14 protein-coding genes and 2 pseudogenes are annotated in these 16150 nt (G+C 40.2%); 11 read left to right on the plus strand and 5 right to left on the minus strand.

Annotation, left to right across the window (positions count from 1 at the left end; translation table 11 throughout):
- Window positions 1-29: 29 nt before the first annotated feature.
- From mgtE (BVG16_RS27725) to BVG16_RS27740, 4 genes are all read left to right on the plus strand, one after another.
- Window positions 30-1394, plus strand: a complete 1365-nt coding sequence (mgtE, locus tag BVG16_RS27725; RefSeq protein WP_078502448.1) for a magnesium transporter — start codon at window positions 30-32, stop codon at window positions 1392-1394.
- A 19-nt stretch (window positions 1395-1413) separates the two neighbouring features.
- A complete protein-coding gene (gene mgtE, locus BVG16_RS27730; RefSeq protein WP_144027515.1) occupies window positions 1414-2751 on the plus strand; it encodes a magnesium transporter in 1338 nt (445 codons plus the stop codon).
- Window positions 2752-2848: 97 nt separating this feature from the next.
- The gene (locus tag BVG16_RS27735; RefSeq protein WP_078502449.1) at window positions 2849-3439 is read left to right on the plus strand and encodes a TetR/AcrR family transcriptional regulator; all 591 of its coding nucleotides are present in this window, start codon (window positions 2849-2851) and stop codon (window positions 3437-3439) included.
- 93 nt (window positions 3440-3532) lie between these two features.
- Window positions 3533-4741 (plus strand): MFS transporter, encoded by a 1209-nt coding sequence (locus tag BVG16_RS27740; protein WP_078502450.1) that lies wholly within the window; start codon window positions 3533-3535, stop codon window positions 4739-4741.
- Window positions 4742-4889: 148 nt separating this feature from the next.
- Here the strand turns inward: BVG16_RS27740 and BVG16_RS27745 are convergent, their stop codons facing one another.
- Complete coding sequence (locus BVG16_RS27745; protein WP_078502451.1) at window positions 4890-5315, minus strand: hypothetical protein; 426 nt, start codon at window positions 5313-5315, stop codon at window positions 4890-4892.
- Window positions 5316-5537: 222 nt separating this feature from the next.
- Complete coding sequence (locus BVG16_RS34105; protein WP_144027516.1) at window positions 5538-5951, minus strand: DUF3973 domain-containing protein; 414 nt, start codon at window positions 5949-5951, stop codon at window positions 5538-5540.
- A 52-nt stretch (window positions 5952-6003) separates the two neighbouring features.
- Here BVG16_RS34105 and BVG16_RS27755 point away from each other — a divergent pair, with 52 nt between their 5' ends.
- The 4 genes from BVG16_RS27755 (at window position 6004) to BVG16_RS27770 (ending at window position 10413) form a co-directional block, all read left to right on the plus strand.
- Entirely contained in the window at window positions 6004-6645 is a 642-nt protein-coding gene (locus tag BVG16_RS27755; protein ID WP_078502453.1) for a DUF1232 domain-containing protein, read from the plus strand.
- Window positions 6646-6912: 267 nt separating this feature from the next.
- On the plus strand, window positions 6913-8214 hold the full coding sequence (locus BVG16_RS27760; protein ID WP_078502454.1) for an NRAMP family divalent metal transporter: 1302 nt from the start codon (window positions 6913-6915) through the stop codon (window positions 8212-8214).
- A gap of 215 nt (window positions 8215-8429) precedes the next feature.
- Window positions 8430-8981 (plus strand): TVP38/TMEM64 family protein, encoded by a 552-nt coding sequence (locus tag BVG16_RS27765; RefSeq protein WP_158081819.1) that lies wholly within the window; start codon window positions 8430-8432, stop codon window positions 8979-8981.
- Between the two features lie 151 nt (window positions 8982-9132).
- Window positions 9133-10413 (plus strand): sensor histidine kinase, encoded by a 1281-nt coding sequence (locus BVG16_RS27770; RefSeq protein WP_078502456.1) that lies wholly within the window; start codon window positions 9133-9135, stop codon window positions 10411-10413.
- A gap of 1943 nt (window positions 10414-12356) precedes the next feature.
- Here BVG16_RS27770 and BVG16_RS27780 read toward each other — a convergent pair.
- The gene (locus BVG16_RS27780) at window positions 12357-13094 is read right to left on the minus strand and encodes an ABC transporter ATP-binding protein (RefSeq protein ID WP_078502458.1); all 738 of its coding nucleotides are present in this window, start codon (window positions 13092-13094) and stop codon (window positions 12357-12359) included.
- Between the two features lie 195 nt (window positions 13095-13289).
- A complete protein-coding gene (locus BVG16_RS34110; RefSeq protein ID WP_078502506.1) occupies window positions 13290-13469 on the minus strand; it encodes an ATP-binding cassette domain-containing protein in 180 nt (59 codons plus the stop codon).
- Here BVG16_RS34110 and BVG16_RS27790 point away from each other — a divergent pair.
- On the plus strand, window positions 13464-13961 hold the full coding sequence (locus tag BVG16_RS27790) for a hypothetical protein (RefSeq protein WP_078502459.1): 498 nt from the start codon (window positions 13464-13466) through the stop codon (window positions 13959-13961). The two genes, BVG16_RS34110 and BVG16_RS27790, sit on opposite strands and share 6 nt — an antisense overlap.
- 368 nt (window positions 13962-14329) lie before the next feature.
- On the opposite strand, the gene ahlS is transcribed toward BVG16_RS27790, so the two are convergent.
- The gene (ahlS, locus tag BVG16_RS27795) at window positions 14330-15178 is read right to left on the minus strand and encodes an AhlS family quorum-quenching N-acyl homoserine lactonase (protein ID WP_078502460.1); all 849 of its coding nucleotides are present in this window, start codon (window positions 15176-15178) and stop codon (window positions 14330-14332) included.
- 319 nt (window positions 15179-15497) lie between these two features.
- On the opposite strand from ahlS, the pseudogene BVG16_RS27800 reads away from it, so the two are divergent.
- Both BVG16_RS27800 and BVG16_RS34115 read left to right on the plus strand, forming a co-directional pair.
- A pseudogene (locus BVG16_RS27800) lies at window positions 15498-15811 on the plus strand (winged helix-turn-helix transcriptional regulator).
- Window positions 15812-15927: 116 nt separating this feature from the next.
- A pseudogene (locus BVG16_RS34115) lies at window positions 15928-16062 on the plus strand (GNAT family N-acetyltransferase); the annotation flags it as partial.
- Window positions 16063-16150: the final 88 nt, after the last annotated feature.

A 16150-nucleotide genomic window follows, 5' to 3' on the forward strand; every position in this document is an offset into this window, starting at 1 on the left:
ATGATAATCGAAGGAAGGAAGCGATCCCTATGAATCCCACTTACATAAGACAAAATGATGAAATTACGAGTCGCCTTCGATTGTCTCTAGCATCCAACGAGATTCAACAATTCATTTTTACTTTTTTAAGTCTACATGTCTCAGACCAAGCCACATTCTTTTTAGAACTGAATGAAAAAAACCGTGAAACGATTCTTAAGTCTCTAAAACCGAGTGAGTTTGCCGGCATATTTCAGGAATTGAGTTTGGATGATCGAAGGCATATTGTGGCGTATCTTGACTCTAAATATGTTACGGAAATGCTGAACGATATGGTCTCGATCGAAGCAGCGGCTTTCCTAAAATCCATATCGCGGCGTAAAGCCGTTCCACTATTGAATGCGATGCAGCCTGAGGCTAGAACAAAAGTGGAGCGGATCTTGAAGTACCCCGTAAACTCGTCGGGTGCACTAATGCACACGGAGTTTCAAACCGTAGATTTAGCGGATACTGTTGATGCGGTACTAAGCCGGTTGCGTCTATCGAACGAGGATAATTATTATTTTCTGTATGTTACCAATCAGGACCTTCGTTTGATCGGTGTAGTATCGATTCATCAACTATTGCGAGCTCGTTCAGACAGTAAGATGGAAATGCTCATGAACACGAACATTATCTCTATACACGATCATGCTGATCAAACCAACGCTGCCGACTTGATCAAAAAGTATGATCTTCATGAACTCCCTGTTACGAACCAAGACGGAATCATGATTGGAATCATGAAGGTTGATGATGTGCTCGATTTGTTGGAAGAACGGATGACGCAGAGAATTCAGAATATTGCCGCGCTAAAAAGTGGACTGTCGTTTTCTTCAAGTACATTCAGATTAGTAAGCCAAAGATTGCCTTGGCTTATTGGGCTTACAGTAGTGGGCTTTCTGATGACGAAAATCATGGCTCCTTTTATCGCCTCGCTGGAACATTTCACCATGCTAGCTCTGTTCATCCCGGTAATACTAGGAATGTCGGGTAACGGCGGAATTCAATCCTTATCTGTTGTCATTAGAAGAATGAGTGTGAGTCCCGTGAGCGGTAAGGACAGTTGGTATCTACTTGGAAAAGAAGCGGGTATCGGTGTGCTGACGGGGTTTGTTTGTGGTGTTTTCGCAACCGTGTTATCCAGCCTATTATTGGATTCATCGCTGATGTTTAGCATGATCATCGGTTTGGCACTATTTGTATCTGTTCTGTTCGGAACGATAACCGGAGCCATACTTCCCTTAATCGTTAAACGTCTGAATATAGACCCTGCAATCGCTTCTGGACCTGTGGTAACAACTTTAACGGACATCGTGGCATTATTAATTTATTACAGCGTTGCTACTCTTCTTATCCCATTTGCAACATCCTAACATGAAGGAGTAGACAGGAATGATCCAGATTGAAGAAATGAAAAAAATTATAGATAAATCCGATACAAAATCCATAATAACCTATATTGAATCGTTCAGACCTTTTGATTTGGCCCAATGCATAGAACAACTCGAAAGCAAGGAACAAATTAAATTGTTCAAGATATTGGATCCTGTCATGTCTGCTGAAATATTGGAATATTTAGAACCGGTATTACAGTACCGCATTCTGAATCAGTTGGAGGAAACACTGACAGCTCAAGTGCTTCATAAGATGTCTAGCGACGTCGTAGCAGATATGATGCTTGCCATACATCGGTATCAAGCCGAGAAGCTGCTTAATTTACTACCGGAGGCCTATGGGCAAAAAGTGCAGACATTAATGACCTTTCCTGAACACACCGCAGGAAGTCTGGCGACGGTCGATTACATTGCTGCACGCAGTACATGGACATTAGAGAAAACACTACGTCATATCCGAAAAATTGGCCATAAAGCAGAGATTACTTCCTATGTTTATATCACCGGAAACAAAGGGGAGCTTCTAGGTGTAGTTTCGTTGAAGAAAATCATATTAACGGAACCCCAGACCCAAATATCAGAAATCGTAATGGGTGAAGTGATCTCCGTACCTGCTTCTATGGGGCAAGAGGAAGCAGCCGATCTACTAACCCGTTATGATTTAGTTGCTCTGCCTGTAGTTGATCAGCAAGAGCGTTTAATTGGCGTAATCACAGTCGACGACTTAATCGATGTCATTCACGAAGAGGCGACAGAGGATATTCAGAAGCTAGGCGGAAGTCAACCTCTAACAGAACCTTATTTTAAATCCTCTGTATTTCAATTATATCGAAAACGTATCATTTGGTTATTAATTTTATTTGTAGCGGAGGCCTATACGGGAACGGTTCTAAGACACTATGAGGAAACGTTGTCAGAAGTCATTGCATTGGCATTCTTTATCCCATTGCTGATTGGCACGGGTGGGAACACAGGAACGCAAACGGTGTCGACGCTCGTCCGGGCACTTGCAGTCGGAGAAGTACAATTTAGGGATATGTTTAAAGTTATAAGGAAGGAAGTAACCACAGGTCTTATGACGGGTGCCACGATTTCATTGATTGCTATTGGTCGAGCATTACTGCTCGGGGTTGATTGGAACGTTGGACTTGTTGTCGGTATTACTGCGCTGACGATCGTCATTTGGGCGTCGTTTGTAGCAGCGATTTTACCATTAATATTGTACAAGTTGAAGGCAGACCCTGCGGTCGTGTCTAGCCCGTTTATTACGACGCTAGTGGATGGCACTGGACTTGTTATTTACTTTACGATTGCCAAAATAGTGCTTCGCTTATAGCAAATGTGCCTCCCTCGTTAAAGACAGATAATATTTGACTGATCAATACAAAATATTTATAATGAATTTGAAAAGACGCGAGAGAGGAGAATATTCCATGAGTACAAGTGGCCGACCGCGTGAGTTTAAAGATGTGGCGGTAATTGATGCAGCTATAGACTTGTTCTGGTCCAAAGGATATGAAGCATGTTCCACCCAGGAGCTGTGCGATCGGACGGGACTCGGCAGGGGAAGCCTGTATAACGCTTTCGGCAGCAAGCATGAGCTGTATGAGCAGGCTCTGCAGCGGTACCACGAGCTCGGCATCGAGGCGCAGCTGGAGATATTAGAACGGCCTGTGTCGGCGAAAGAGAGATTGACAGGGCTGCTAGAATGGGCTATTGATATCGATTTTTCCCATCCGGACCGTAGAGGCTGTCTGGTGCTTAATGCTGCGATGGAGCGCGCAGGGATCGATCCTGTCGTTGAACGTGTGATTGGCCGTCATATTGGATTTCTCGAACAGGCCTTATGCCGCCTAATGGAGGATGGTCTTCGGACGGGGGAAATCAGGGCGGATCGTCCGGCATTGGAACTAGCCAGATTGTTCATGAGCAGCTATCACGGTCTTCGTTTTCTTAATAAGTCCACACAGAATCGCGAAATGGCGATGCATATTGTCGAAGCTACGCTGGCTGCCATTTTTTAGCCGGCGACGATTCGGCAATATATTTTTTTGTTAATTTTGTACTGATCAATCAAATATTGTTCTAATTACGTGAAATGAAAGGAAAGTGTTACTATGCCGTTTGCAATTTATGTTCTGGGACTGACGATTTTCTCCATGACCACCTCCGAATTTATGGTGGCAGGGATGATCGACTCGCTCTCAAAAGAATTTGGGGTGTCTGTGTCTGCTGTCGGTTATCTAATCTCCGGCTACGCTGGGGCGATGGTTATTGGCGGTCCCGTGCTGACAGTGGGGCTTCTAAACATTCCGAAGAAGAAAGCTCTTCTGGCGCTTGTGACTTTCTTTCTGATCGGGCAATCGCTCGGTGCGCTAGCCTGGAGTTATGAGTCGATGATGGTCGCTCGTATCATCACGGGGGTAGCCTCATCAGCAGGCTTCGGTGTCTCACTCTCCATCTGTGCAGGTCTCGTCGGTCCGGAGTCCCGCGGACGTGCGGCCTCAATCGTCATCGGCGGATTGATGGTCGCCACTGTCATCGGTTTGCCGGCGGCAACGCTGATTGAACAAGCCTTTGGCTGGCGCACGAGCTTCTGGGTTGTTGTTGTCCTGGTGCTATTATCTGGGATTGCTACGCAATGGTTGATTCCAGCGTCACCCAAGCCGGAGCCGATCAGTCTACGCGGTGAATTAGCGGCCTTTAACAATCGCAGCCTGTGGGCGGCTTATGCAACAAGCTCGTTGATTATCGGTGCGACCTTTGCGGCGTTCAGCTATTTCTCGCCGATTCTCACTGAGGTAACGGGGTTCGCCCCCACGATGGTTCCTTTTCTGCTATCACTCTATGGCATGGCAACCGTTATCGGCAACATTATCACCGGCAGGCTTGCAGATCGATACGCGATGAAGATTCTGGCAGGAGGGCTACTCCTTCTAACAGCTGGGCTCATCACTTTCGCTCTGGGTGCTCATAATAATGTCATTACGATCATTGCCGTTATCGTGATCGGTATCGTCGGTGTGCCAATGAATCCTGCCATGGCAACACGCGTAATGCGTTCAGCAGGCACTGGCCCGCTGGTCAATACCGTTCATACCTCTGTGATTACATTCGGTGTTATGGCAGGCTCCATGATCGGCGGGCTTACCATAAGTGGCGGTTATGGTCTCGTCTCACCGCTCTGGGTTGGATCGCTGTTTGGGGTGCTTGGCTTATTGTCTTTGCTGCCCTATGTACGTGAGATATCCCAAAACGAATCAAAATCTACAAAACATAGAAAATACTTGAATGAGGATAATAAAGTTGTATGCTCAAAAACTTAATTTGATGGGATTTAGAAGATCAACCGGTAGAACAATGAATATCGCAACCAGATTTGCAAAAAAGGACTTCCTCCCTTCGGAAAGTTAGGCAGCTTTGCCAAGCCCGTTCCGGTTGAGAGAAAGACCCTATGAATTAAGAGCGTATTATTTAATGGATAGCGCTTCTGTCTTTATGTACCTCCTGATTACCGAAGGAAGTGAAGACGCTCTGTTCTACGATTTCCTTAAGTTCTGCCTTGTGTGCGGCATATTGCGCTGCGGTAATGCTTCCGCTACGCAGGCGGTCATCGAGCTGCTGTGTTAGCTGTTTCATTTGCAGCTCGATAACATTCGTAATGTCTCTGCCTTGATCGGCCGCAATGTCATGCAAGGATTTGCCTTCATATAAGGAATCATACAGTTCCTCGTCGGACGATTGATTGAGTGCATCTAGCAAGTCATCTTTTTCCGTAAAGCCAGTGGAGGACCACTTCGCTACCGGGCTTGCGCTTATGATGGAGCCGCTTAACGCGGTACCTCCGAAAGACATAACTATTACCATCGTTCCGACAATCATCACTCGCTTTATGTTCATGGTTAAAAATCCTCTTTTCCTGTTTTTTGTGTTTGTCATATGCGTAAGTTTCGGGATATGAGAGTTTCAGCCTAATGTCATTGTATACAGCAAACCTGAGGGAAACCTTAATTGTTCTTTAAGACAACCTAAAGATTGGGCGAGACAAACAAATCATACATGGGTTATGGGGGAAAGACGGCAACCGGCCAATTGGATTCATGGCCGGTTATTATTACGATCTTAGTGCTGTTGTTGGAATTCTATAATATAATCATATATGGGTAGCCAATTGTTGATCGTATCTTTTTTAGGGGAGCTATGCGCGATTACCCTTTTATTTTTAATTACTATTTCAGGTCCTACATTACACTTATTACATATGCCCAGATGAATCCTAGCACCAGTTCCTGGTTCTATATAGATCCCCTTCTCAAATACCCATCCTTCTGTTTCAATTTCGTTTAGCAATCGTAAGCAATTAATGCATTTATACATCCCGTATACACCTCTTTTTGTTTGTTGGTAAGCTGATTTGAAAATAGCATATGGTGATCTGTTGAGATCCGTGCATACTGTTGAAGAAAATATTGAGGAATTTGTAACATGTTTCGAGATTGTATTGAGAATGATGAACAAGACACGAATTCCAGACATATACTGATCATGAATCGATCTTCATTTCACAGGAAAGGAGCGCTCGATCTCTATGGATTCGAATATTGGATTGTTACTCAAGTCATTGTTGAAGAAACACTCGCTCTCAATGCGTAAACTAAGTACACTGACAGGTATCGATACGGCAACGATTTCTCGTATTGTGAATGGCAAACAACCTGCTAAATTGAGCCATTTAAAGCAATTCGCAGAACATTTACACATGCCATTAGAGAAATTAGTTGAAGCTACGGTCTTTGATGGCAATGAACCAGGAAGCGAACCGCTCTCAGACATTCATCACTCCGTGAATACGATTCAAGAAGTTTTAGCCTCATCCTACCTATTTGATCAAAAATATACGACAGAACGGGTTCAACAGGAATTAGAGAAGTATGAGCAGTATGCGCAAACAGCCGAGGGTAATCAGATGATTTATGATGATTTTCGTTCGAAAGTAGAACAAGTAAATGGAGCTGGCCCTTTTATAGAACAATTGAAGCAAATGTTTGAGAAATATTGCCACGAGGATACGACCGTACACGAACGTGCAGTTCTTGGCAGCGGACTCCTATATTTTATATCTTCGGTTGACATCATTCCGGATTATTTATTTCCTTTAGGTTATTTAGATGATGCTATTGCTGTACAACTTGTTTTGCAGCGTTTATCACAAATCAACCATCCTGCTTAGGAATACCGTTAATTACATAATAACGGTATGTATAACGAAAGGCTCAAACATGTCCATAAGGTGAGGTTAATGTTGAAATTTAACCACATCTTATGGTTTTTTTATGTCGTACCATCCTAATTTCATAATACAGCGCGTTTAATTTACGGAATCTTTTCAACAGATCATCAAGATTTTTTCAACATGTTTGAATTTTGTTGAACATTTCTCAACAGATCGGAATACATTGCAATAGTTAAAAAACGTTGCTTAGGATGTGATGAGTGAATGAATCAAGTTCAGTCAGAAGGAAGTAAATCGAAGCTTAAAGAAATACTTACAAATCGTAAATCGGGAAGGAGAAGATTCATTTGGGTATTTTGGGCTTTGCTAGGTCCCGGTTTGCTTGCAGCACTTGCGAATAATGATGCTGGCGGGGTCATTTCTTATGCTGTCACGGGGGCACAGTTTGGCATTGGCCTCTTTGTCCCATTAGTCATATGCCTTGCACCTCTAGCATTTACCATACAAGAGATGAGCATGCGGTTGGGTGCGGTAACGCAAGAAGGATTTTCTAGGCTGGCTTTGCGAAGGTACGGTCGATTCTGGGGGTATTATCATATCTCAACACTTGCGTTCGAGAATTTGTTGACACTGATTACAGAATTCATCGGGATGACAGCAGGACTTGTGTTATTAGGTCTCCCGCTGTGGCTTAGTTCCATCATATGTCTATTGCTTGTCGTTACATTTGTCCTGTTTACCGGTTATTGGACGAAAGAGAGGATTGCATTGTTTGTAGGCGCATTAAACGTCATTTTTTTAGTGGTAGCAGCTATGACACATCCAAGTATTGCTGAGATCGGTCATGCTTTTGCTGCTTGGAATGTACCTGTAGAAATGCAAGACGGTATGATATGGTTCATTATCGCCACGGTTGGTAATGCGGTTGCACCATGGATGATTTTCTTTCAAGGCAGCGGCACGATTGATAAAGGAATAACCGCACAAGAACTGCGTTTTAGCAGAGTTGACACAGCATTAGGTTCCCTCATCCAGGTTATTATTGCAGCAGGAATTATTATCTGCGGAGCAGCACTCTTTGGCCATGTACAGAATATCAGTGACGCAGGTCCGTCTGAAATGATAGGCGCGCTTAACGACGTTGTAGGCCGGTGGCCAGCTATTCTCTTTGGTCTTGGGTTGTTCAATGCCGGTTTTCTTGCTTCTATTACGGTCTCTCTATCTTCTTCTTGGAGCATTGCAGAATTATTTGGTTGGTCCAAAAGTCTCAATGACAAAATAACGGAAGCGCCAAAGTTCTATGCCGTCTATATCGGCAGCCTTGTTTTTGCAGCTATCGCCATATTAATACCTAACTTGCCGTTAAATTTAATATCCATTATTACACAAGTCATTGGTGGGATTCTGATGTTGCCATTACTTATCTTTATGGTGTTGATGACAAGTGATAAAGAATTGATGGGAGAGTACAGGACGAAGTGGTTCGGAAAAATATCGGGGTGGACGATGGTTACACTGCTCATCGGGTTGACTGTAGCTACCTTCTGGCAAACCTTCTTCTCTTAAGAGACAATTGACAAGGGACCCCCAAAAGCCATAGGTGGTTTTTGGGGGTAAAACGGAGAGCACCTACCTCTTATAATGAAATGGAGAATAAGTTAAAATGAGATATGAAGAAGAGAGGGGGCAGTTCTAATTTTGTCATGAGTTATAGAAAATGGGCTATCATGATTGTTTATCTTATTATTATTGCTCTTGTATGGTGGAATCGGGAGTACCTTATGAATTGGGTTACGGAAGTAGAGGACGGTAGTTCTCTATTTGTCTTTATTATTTTAGTCATACTTGCGGCTATACCAGGTATACCGTTCGGAATCGTAGGAAGCGTAATCGGAGCTAAATACGGATTAATATGGGGAAGCATTATGAATATCGCTGGATCTTCTCTTGCAGCTGCACTCGTATACACTTTCACGAGGTATTTGTTTCAATCATGGGGAAGAGAGCTTCTTACAAAATCAGGAGCCATTGAGCGGTGTAACCTATTCATAAATAGTCATTTATTCTGGTCCATATTGATTGCTCGAATGATTCCGATTTTTCCTGCGGCTGTGATTAATATTTATGCAGGTGTATTTAGAATCCGCTTTAAAACGTTTTTTATTGCAACACTGATTGGAAAACTTCCTGTGATGATTTCGTTCGCATATATCGGCGATAATATGATCTCTGGTTCCCAGCAATGGGTTACTTTTCTTATTATTTATCTCATATTTTTACTCATCGTGTACATGTGTTACAAATGGTACATGTCGCGCCTAACTGCTCGATAAATGTGAAGTTCACTCGAATAACAAAGCAGTATTCCTAAAGCGGAAGTACAAGTAGATCACTCTAACGAACAAAACAATCACATATATTCATAAGAAGCTGCGGAAATGGTATTATCCCCTTAAAGTCGAATTAGTTCTTGGGAGGTTTCTTATGTTAAAAGATCTGCTACTGGATATTCTCGATATTTTGTTTCCGCTATTGATATACCAATTTGTTTGTATTACAAATAAAAATTTCTATAAAAGGGATCAACACCGCCAAATGCTTCTGGGATTATGTTGCGGAACGGCAATCGTTTTATCCATGCTTTTACCGGCTACTATTACCAATGACTTTGATGGTGATCTAAGAAGCATTCTATTAATCATTTCTGTGTTATATGGCAGTTATAGGGGGGGAATCATCTCTTTAACATTTTTTTTAGTATGCCGTTTTTTTATTGGCATGGATGGTTTTTTTATAAGTTTCGTCGCTTCATTTATTATCTGCGCTGCTACATATCCTTTTGCTGCTCGTTTTCATAAAAGATCACCGCAAACTCGATTTATCATCTGCTTCCTTTTAACAATAGCCTCTTTTATCATCTTATGGTGTGCATCCGTCTTTACGTATCAAATGGACGAGTTGAAATCCATATCTATTACATTTCAAATTTTCCTATTGCAATTGATCACCATGTGCATGTCTGTTTTTTTAATGGAAATCACCATTAAAGCAATTTCGATGCAAGAACAAATTATTTGTACTGAAAAGCTAAATGTAACCAGCCAATTAGCTGCTTCTGTAGCACATGAAATTCGTTCCCCACTAACTTCTATTAAAGGTTTTTTGCAGCTGTTGTTGCGCAATGCGGAAGGGAAGGAAAAGCAATATCTAGAAATATCGATGGTTGAACTAAATCGCATGGAATATATCCTTAATGATTTTCTCAATTATGCAAAACCCCAAATCGAGACGAAAAAAGTGTTCACAGTATCTGAAATTTTAAATCAGATAAAAGAATCTATTGATCCGATTGCACAATCGAACAGCGTGGGCTTGGATGTGGTCTCAGAGGATAACCTATGGATTCAGGCAGATCAGTATAAAATAAAACAAGCGCTAATTAATATCATTAAAAACTCAATAGATGCTTCTATAGCATCTAAAGGGCAAGTTTCTATTACAGCCTATCGCCAATTAAATAAAGTTTGTATAAAAATTCGTGACAACGGGGTTGGTATGACATCTGAACAACTGTCGATATTAGGAACCCCTTTTTACTCTACCAAAATGAATGGTACAGGACTCGGTCTTATGGTGACGTTTAGGATTGTTCAAGCCATTAATGGAAAATTGGAGTTTCAGAGCGTCAAAGGAGAGGGCACTACCGCACTTGTGATACTTCCTTCAGTCGCTGATCATAAAAATAAATATCATCCCATTGATTAGTACTCCAAACTGCTCAACTGTTCTTGATTATGTTCATGGGATATGCATTATTTGGGAATATCCCCTTAAAGTAGACACTCAAAAAAACTGTCATGTTATCATGAAGGATCGAGTAACACTTATAGGGGATATTTTTATTGGCCCAAAAGTGACAAGTAAGTAGTAGCAGAACAATTAGAGATTCATCATTGTTACAACTGAAGATGTGGGTGAAGAAGTGGCAAAACGGAGACTCGTTCGATAGAGAGACTAAAAGCTATTAAACTAATGAAACAAAGAATAAGAGCAATTTTCATATTAGTATTCATGTGATCTCCTTCAAAATTTATTATTTAATTATTCTATAATTTTTGATTAGCTTTTCTAAGATACTGTTGCAGCGATTATATAAATACTTAATTGAAATACTGAGAGTAAGTAATAAAAGAGCTATATAAAATATTGAAATGAAATATAAGTTACTTGATAAGTATTTACTTACTGTTATGCCTACTAGACAAACTAGACCTACAAAAAGTGAATTCACAACATGGAATGATGTGATCGCAGTTCGTCCTTTAAATAACTGTTGCTCATCAGTCCAAAGGAATATGGGGAAGACTATATCGAATATGACACAAATGAGTACACCATTTAAAGAAATCAAAACTGAAAGTATCAACCATAGAAACAAAGCAACTACAGGTACATTTAAGAATTCGTAGATCATATAACAATATAGAAGTATCGTAGGTGAAAATATAACCCATGATGTAATAATTTTAGATAATAAAATATTTCTTTCAGATATAGGCAATACACTTTTAATAAAAAGATTGTTTTTCTCCCGAGAGAATGAAGAAATAGCAATAGGGTTCCATCCAATCGTTGATATTGAAAATCCAACCAAAAGTATAAACGATAGGGTTAAATGGTTTTCAATGAAAAATTGGATTCCTTCCAACTGTTTATTCAAAATAAAAACTAAAATACATAAAAACGGGAGAAGTATTGAACCAATCAAGCCTTTTATAAATAAGACAGGTCTTCTAAACAACATTTTGAATTCTTGTATGATTAATGACTGTACTTCTTTTCTAGTATGTAGATGAATGGAGTGATCATTTAGTTTAGGGTGAGATTTTCTTTTTCGTTGGGTAGATGAATTATATGTGTAGATTTTAGCTCCTAAACATATCGATATATATAGGAATAAATATGAAACAACAAGATATGAGATGATTATGATCATAATCATATTTATGTGTTCTAAATGATGAAAAATATAATTTATTAATATACTAGGTGGATAATAATAAGTATCTGTGATATTCCATGTTAATTTCTCGAAAATATGATTGATAAACTGATATTTTTGTATGAAAAAGAAAGTAGTGGCTAATCCAATGATAGCAACAAAGAAAGTAAACAATTTTTTATAAAAATCGAACTTCCTCTTGTTCATACTTATTATTCGCATACCTAACATTATGATCAACATATTTATAGAATTAGGAATAATAGGAATGGTAGCTATTATAGCTACTACAACGAAATAAAAGATTAGGGGAGGGTGGTGAATGATCCCAATATACCAGATGATTGGAGTATAAAGCAGTAACAGCAATAAAAATTCAGATAGGAATAAGATAAACAATTTTGAAATAATGAGATCCCTGTTCTTAATGGGTAAGTGGAAATAAGAAGTAATATCCGTAGAAAAAAAGAACATCGAAACTATAGGCATAAAACTAAGGATGAAAATTAAAATGCTTGAAACCATAAACATCATGTTCATGATTAGCGCCAGGCTCTTGTCTCCTCCAAAATTTCCATATAGAAATCGAATGAAATCTTCGATGAATATAAAATATAAACTAAAAAAGTAAATAACCCCTATTATTCGAATGTAAAGTGATTTTCGAGATTGCACGGTTGACCTGAAATTGACCAACAACATATTTCTAATTAATGTCTTTATCATTTTTAGTTAACTCCATAAATAATTTTTCTAAGGATACTTCACTTTTCATTTTATGTTTAACTTCTTGCATAACCCCATCAAATATTTTCACGCCGTGCTTAATAATCACTATTTTGTCACAAGTATTTTCTGCTGTTTCTAGCATATGGGTTGAGAATAACACAGCATTTCCTTTATCAGCGTGTTCTCTCATCAATTCTTTTAATATGAATACGGCATTGGGATCTAGACCGTTTAAGGGTTCATCAAGAACCCATACTTTGGGATCATGTAATAAGGAGCCAATAATCAAAATTTTTTTTCTCATTCCATGGGAATAGTTCTGAATAAAATCATCTAAAGCATGTAACATATTGAATTTTGTTGCTAATGTCTTTATTGTTTGCTCACACTTCTCAGAAGGAATAGCATAGACATCTTTTAGAAAATTTAAATACTCTATCCCTTTCAGATGTAAAAAAAAGTTTGGCGTATCAGGTACATATCCTAAGTTTTGTTTGGCTTTAATCGTATCTAATTTAATATCAAACTGGTTTATCGTAATGGTGCCAGAATCGAGGGTATGCATACCAGTAATTAATTTAATTGTAGTTGATTTCCCTGCTCCATTAGGTCCTAAAAACCCGAATATTTCGCCTGGCAATACTCTTAATGTTAAATTATCAACTGCGTTCTCCATCTTGTCATAGTGCTTGGTAATTCCCTGTATGTTTAACATGGGTATTCACCTTCTTTATTGGGAAATAGGATATTTGCTTTTTTCTTCAATAATACCTTCTTTAACTTCCATGATAATATTTGCTAAGTTACTGTGATATCGGGATTCGCCATTTTGATATTATCCAAGAGTGTACCAGAGAATAAAATAATATTCTGTGAAACAATTCCTATACGATCTCTTACTGTTTTAACATTAATTTCTTTTTATATTAATACCATTTATGTTAATAACACCCTTATAATTAGTGTAAGGTCCCAATAAAAGTTTAACGATAGTAGATTTCCCTGATCCATTAATTCCCTCAAAAGCAATCTTATCGCCTTGGATTAGAGTGAAATTAATATTTCTAGAAAAGGGGTGTGCAGGATGAATATAACGAAAACGTTGATTTTCTGCATCATTTCAGTTCTCTGTGTGGTACTTATTATCAGTGGTTGTGGATCTAATAAGCAGCCTGTTCAGGGCGGTTCTTCCTCTGAAGGGCTGGACCAACTTCTAGCGAAAACTAACCAAGATGGCGCATTTGTTTTTGAAAGGCTTCCCTGGCTGATTTCCAAGCAAGAAGTCATTGAAAAGCAGAAGTTGGATAACATTCAGTCAAAAGACGCTGATAGGCTCATCGGAGCAGGAAGTATCCCTTTAGATGCTTCGGTGAAGCAGACGGTCATTTACAATTTTCAAGATGATCAATTGGTATCTGGGGAATACTGGTTTACCACATCAGATAAGAACCATTTTGTTGAATTGGGCAAAGAACTGAAGGGACTCTTTTCCAAATCGCTTTCCGAGCCACAAACAGGCAATATCGCCTTGTTGGACCAAGCCGATGTTTCGGCGCAGCAAGGGGGAATTGTAGCATGGTAAGGTACAGATCACAGTAATTTACGAGTAAATTTGTCAACTACTGAACAGAATGACTACTTGCTGCAAATTCATATTGCATCCCCCCTCCCGGAACGGCAGGGATTGCAGTAATCGGTTTGGTTGTTAAGAATGATTTCGCAGTCTAGCTAGGATCCTAGCTAGGCTGCTTTTTTTTGGACGTGCCCAGAAGCACGCATGATCTATGGCGAAATCTGTGCGTAAAAGCACATTGACAAAGTACATGCCAGCAGCAGGGCAAATATGCTCCGAAAAAGTTACTGGACTTCTGTCCAATAATTTGACAGAAGTCCATGCTTTGTAACATATCGAGCACAGACCAAATTGTGCTCGGTCATGTTGAACCCTCTTTATTCGTAGTATCCCTCGGTTGATTTGCGGAATTGTTTAAATTGATTCGCATCATGTCCGAACCACACTTGAGAGTTCGTTCGTGTAGCCAGTGTACGGATTTTCTCAACCGAGTTCCGGTAGCCGATCAAATCATAGATAATGCCCGGAGGCTTGACCGGTGGGCCGTAGCTCTCTGCTGTATAGATGGCATCAGAAGCCAGGATGATCCCGCCCGTTTCCGGCATTTCAATGTGCAAGCCTATCATGCCCCAAGCATGTCCGCTCCCCAAGTTAATAATCTTGATACCTTCAACCAGCTCCAGGTTATCTTCGTTGCGCTTGATCGTTTTCCACTGCAAATGGTTTTTGATCCATGCATCGATGTCCGCCCAAACATATGCCCCTTCTTTTTCATTGCGGGCATAGGTCTGCAGCGTGCCGTTCAGCTCATCCTCATGGACGATAATTGTTGCGTTTGTGAACATCTCCAAGCATCCTGCATGGTCCAGATGTAAATGAGAGGCAATGACATACTTAATTTCCTCAGGTCTTATATTCAGCTGCTCCAGCCGGTTATGCAGGTAACATTCCTCGCTAGCCACCCAAGGGAAGGCATGCTGGGTCGACTCGGCCCAGCGTCCTTCAACACCCATTGAGTTCGGGTTGCAGGCCGTATCGAACAAAATTTTCCCTTCAGGATGATTAATCAATACCGTATAGATCGGAAATTCGACGAATTGTGTCGGCGCATTAGGATTGCTTAGCGTAGCCGGATTATGCATTGCGATCATCCAGTTTTTGTCCATGCTCATACGACCGTTATCCATCACATACAACTTAGGACGGGCTTTTATAAGATTTGACATGTTCGTTTCCTCCCAATTTGTAGTAATGTCCATTAATTCTCTGGCTCACTTCGAGTTGATGTGTACCGGCAGCGAGAACCCCGAATCGTCATAAACAGCGCACTTGCCGTCCTAGTTCTTGAACACGCTGCCGTAGTGGTAATATAGACATACAATAATATACAATCTAAAATTACATAAGTAGGCACTTTAATGTGTCCTGGGTACTTTAAGGTGCATAGGAGGGGAATCATTTGACATCTTCGACCAAAACAAAACAACCCGACATCTCTTTGGCAGGTTGCGGCTACAGCAGAGTTCTTGAAATAATCTCGAATAAATGGACAGCACTCGTTATCTACGCATTGGAAAACGGAAATATCAGATAGAAATAGCCAGAAGAGTCGAAGGCATTTCCAAAAAAATGCTGACTCAAACGGTGCGAAAGCTGGAACGAGATGGGCTGGTCCAACGACTATTACACCAACCGTACCCCCAACCGTCGAATATTCGTTAACCCCTCTAGGCGAATCCTTGCTTCAACCGATGAGAGAGCTAAGGCAATGGGGAAGGATAAATTATTCGCATGTCGAGGAGGCAAGAGCCAACTACGATCTAATTTATAGTAAAGATCCCCAATCGTCGTCAAAATGAAAGGGCCACTATACCGTGACTGAAGGTTTTCAGAATGTTAATTAACATAATTAAATTTAGATAAGGGCAGTAATGTTCGGAGGATTTAATTAATCTTGTGTATGGGGGTAAAAACAATGGAAACAAATGATCAGGTTTTCGCAAAAACAAACCGTCTTATTTTAAGGGGATTTAGTATTAATGACACGGAATCCTTTCATTTGTATCGTTCCAATCCAGAAGTTGCTAAATTTCAGTCTTGGGAGAATTATGGGAACGAGATTAATAAAAGAAAGTTACTACTCATAAACGATCGCTTCATATTTTGAGAAATTCAATTTTATTTATTGTATAATGGGT

The organism is Paenibacillus selenitireducens (assembly GCF_002021565.1).
In the GTDB taxonomy this organism is placed as follows: domain Bacteria; phylum Bacillota; class Bacilli; order Paenibacillales; family Paenibacillaceae; genus Paenibacillus_K; species Paenibacillus_K selenitireducens.

Bases quoted from the DNA above. Each gene is read 5' to 3' on its own strand.
- BVG16_RS34105 (WP_144027516.1), bottom strand. From the start codon at position 5,951: ATGTCTGGAATTCGTGTCTTGTTCATCATTCTCAATACAATCTCGAAA.
- BVG16_RS27790 (WP_078502459.1), top strand. From the start codon at position 13,464: ATGAATATAACGAAAACGTTGATTTTCTGCATCATTTCAGTTCTCTGT.
- BVG16_RS27760 (WP_078502454.1), top strand. From the start codon at position 6,913: ATGAATCAAGTTCAGTCAGAAGGAAGTAAATCGAAGCTTAAAGAAATA.
- mgtE (WP_144027515.1), top strand. From the start codon at position 1,414: ATGATCCAGATTGAAGAAATGAAAAAAATTATAGATAAATCCGATACA.
- BVG16_RS27745 (WP_078502451.1), bottom strand. From the start codon at position 5,315: ATGAACATAAAGCGAGTGATGATTGTCGGAACGATGGTAATAGTTATG.
- BVG16_RS27740 (WP_078502450.1), top strand. From the start codon at position 3,533: ATGCCGTTTGCAATTTATGTTCTGGGACTGACGATTTTCTCCATGACC.
- BVG16_RS27735 (WP_078502449.1), top strand. From the start codon at position 2,849: ATGAGTACAAGTGGCCGACCGCGTGAGTTTAAAGATGTGGCGGTAATT.
- mgtE (WP_078502448.1), top strand. From the start codon at position 30: ATGAATCCCACTTACATAAGACAAAATGATGAAATTACGAGTCGCCTT.
- BVG16_RS27765 (WP_158081819.1), top strand. From the start codon at position 8,430: ATGAATTGGGTTACGGAAGTAGAGGACGGTAGTTCTCTATTTGTCTTT.
- BVG16_RS27755 (WP_078502453.1), top strand. From the start codon at position 6,004: ATGGATTCGAATATTGGATTGTTACTCAAGTCATTGTTGAAGAAACAC.
- ahlS (WP_078502460.1), bottom strand. From the start codon at position 15,178: ATGTCAAATCTTATAAAAGCCCGTCCTAAGTTGTATGTGATGGATAAC.
- BVG16_RS27780 (WP_078502458.1), bottom strand. From the start codon at position 13,094: ATGTTAAACATACAGGGAATTACCAAGCACTATGACAAGATGGAGAAC.
- BVG16_RS27770 (WP_078502456.1), top strand. From the start codon at position 9,133: ATGTTAAAAGATCTGCTACTGGATATTCTCGATATTTTGTTTCCGCTA.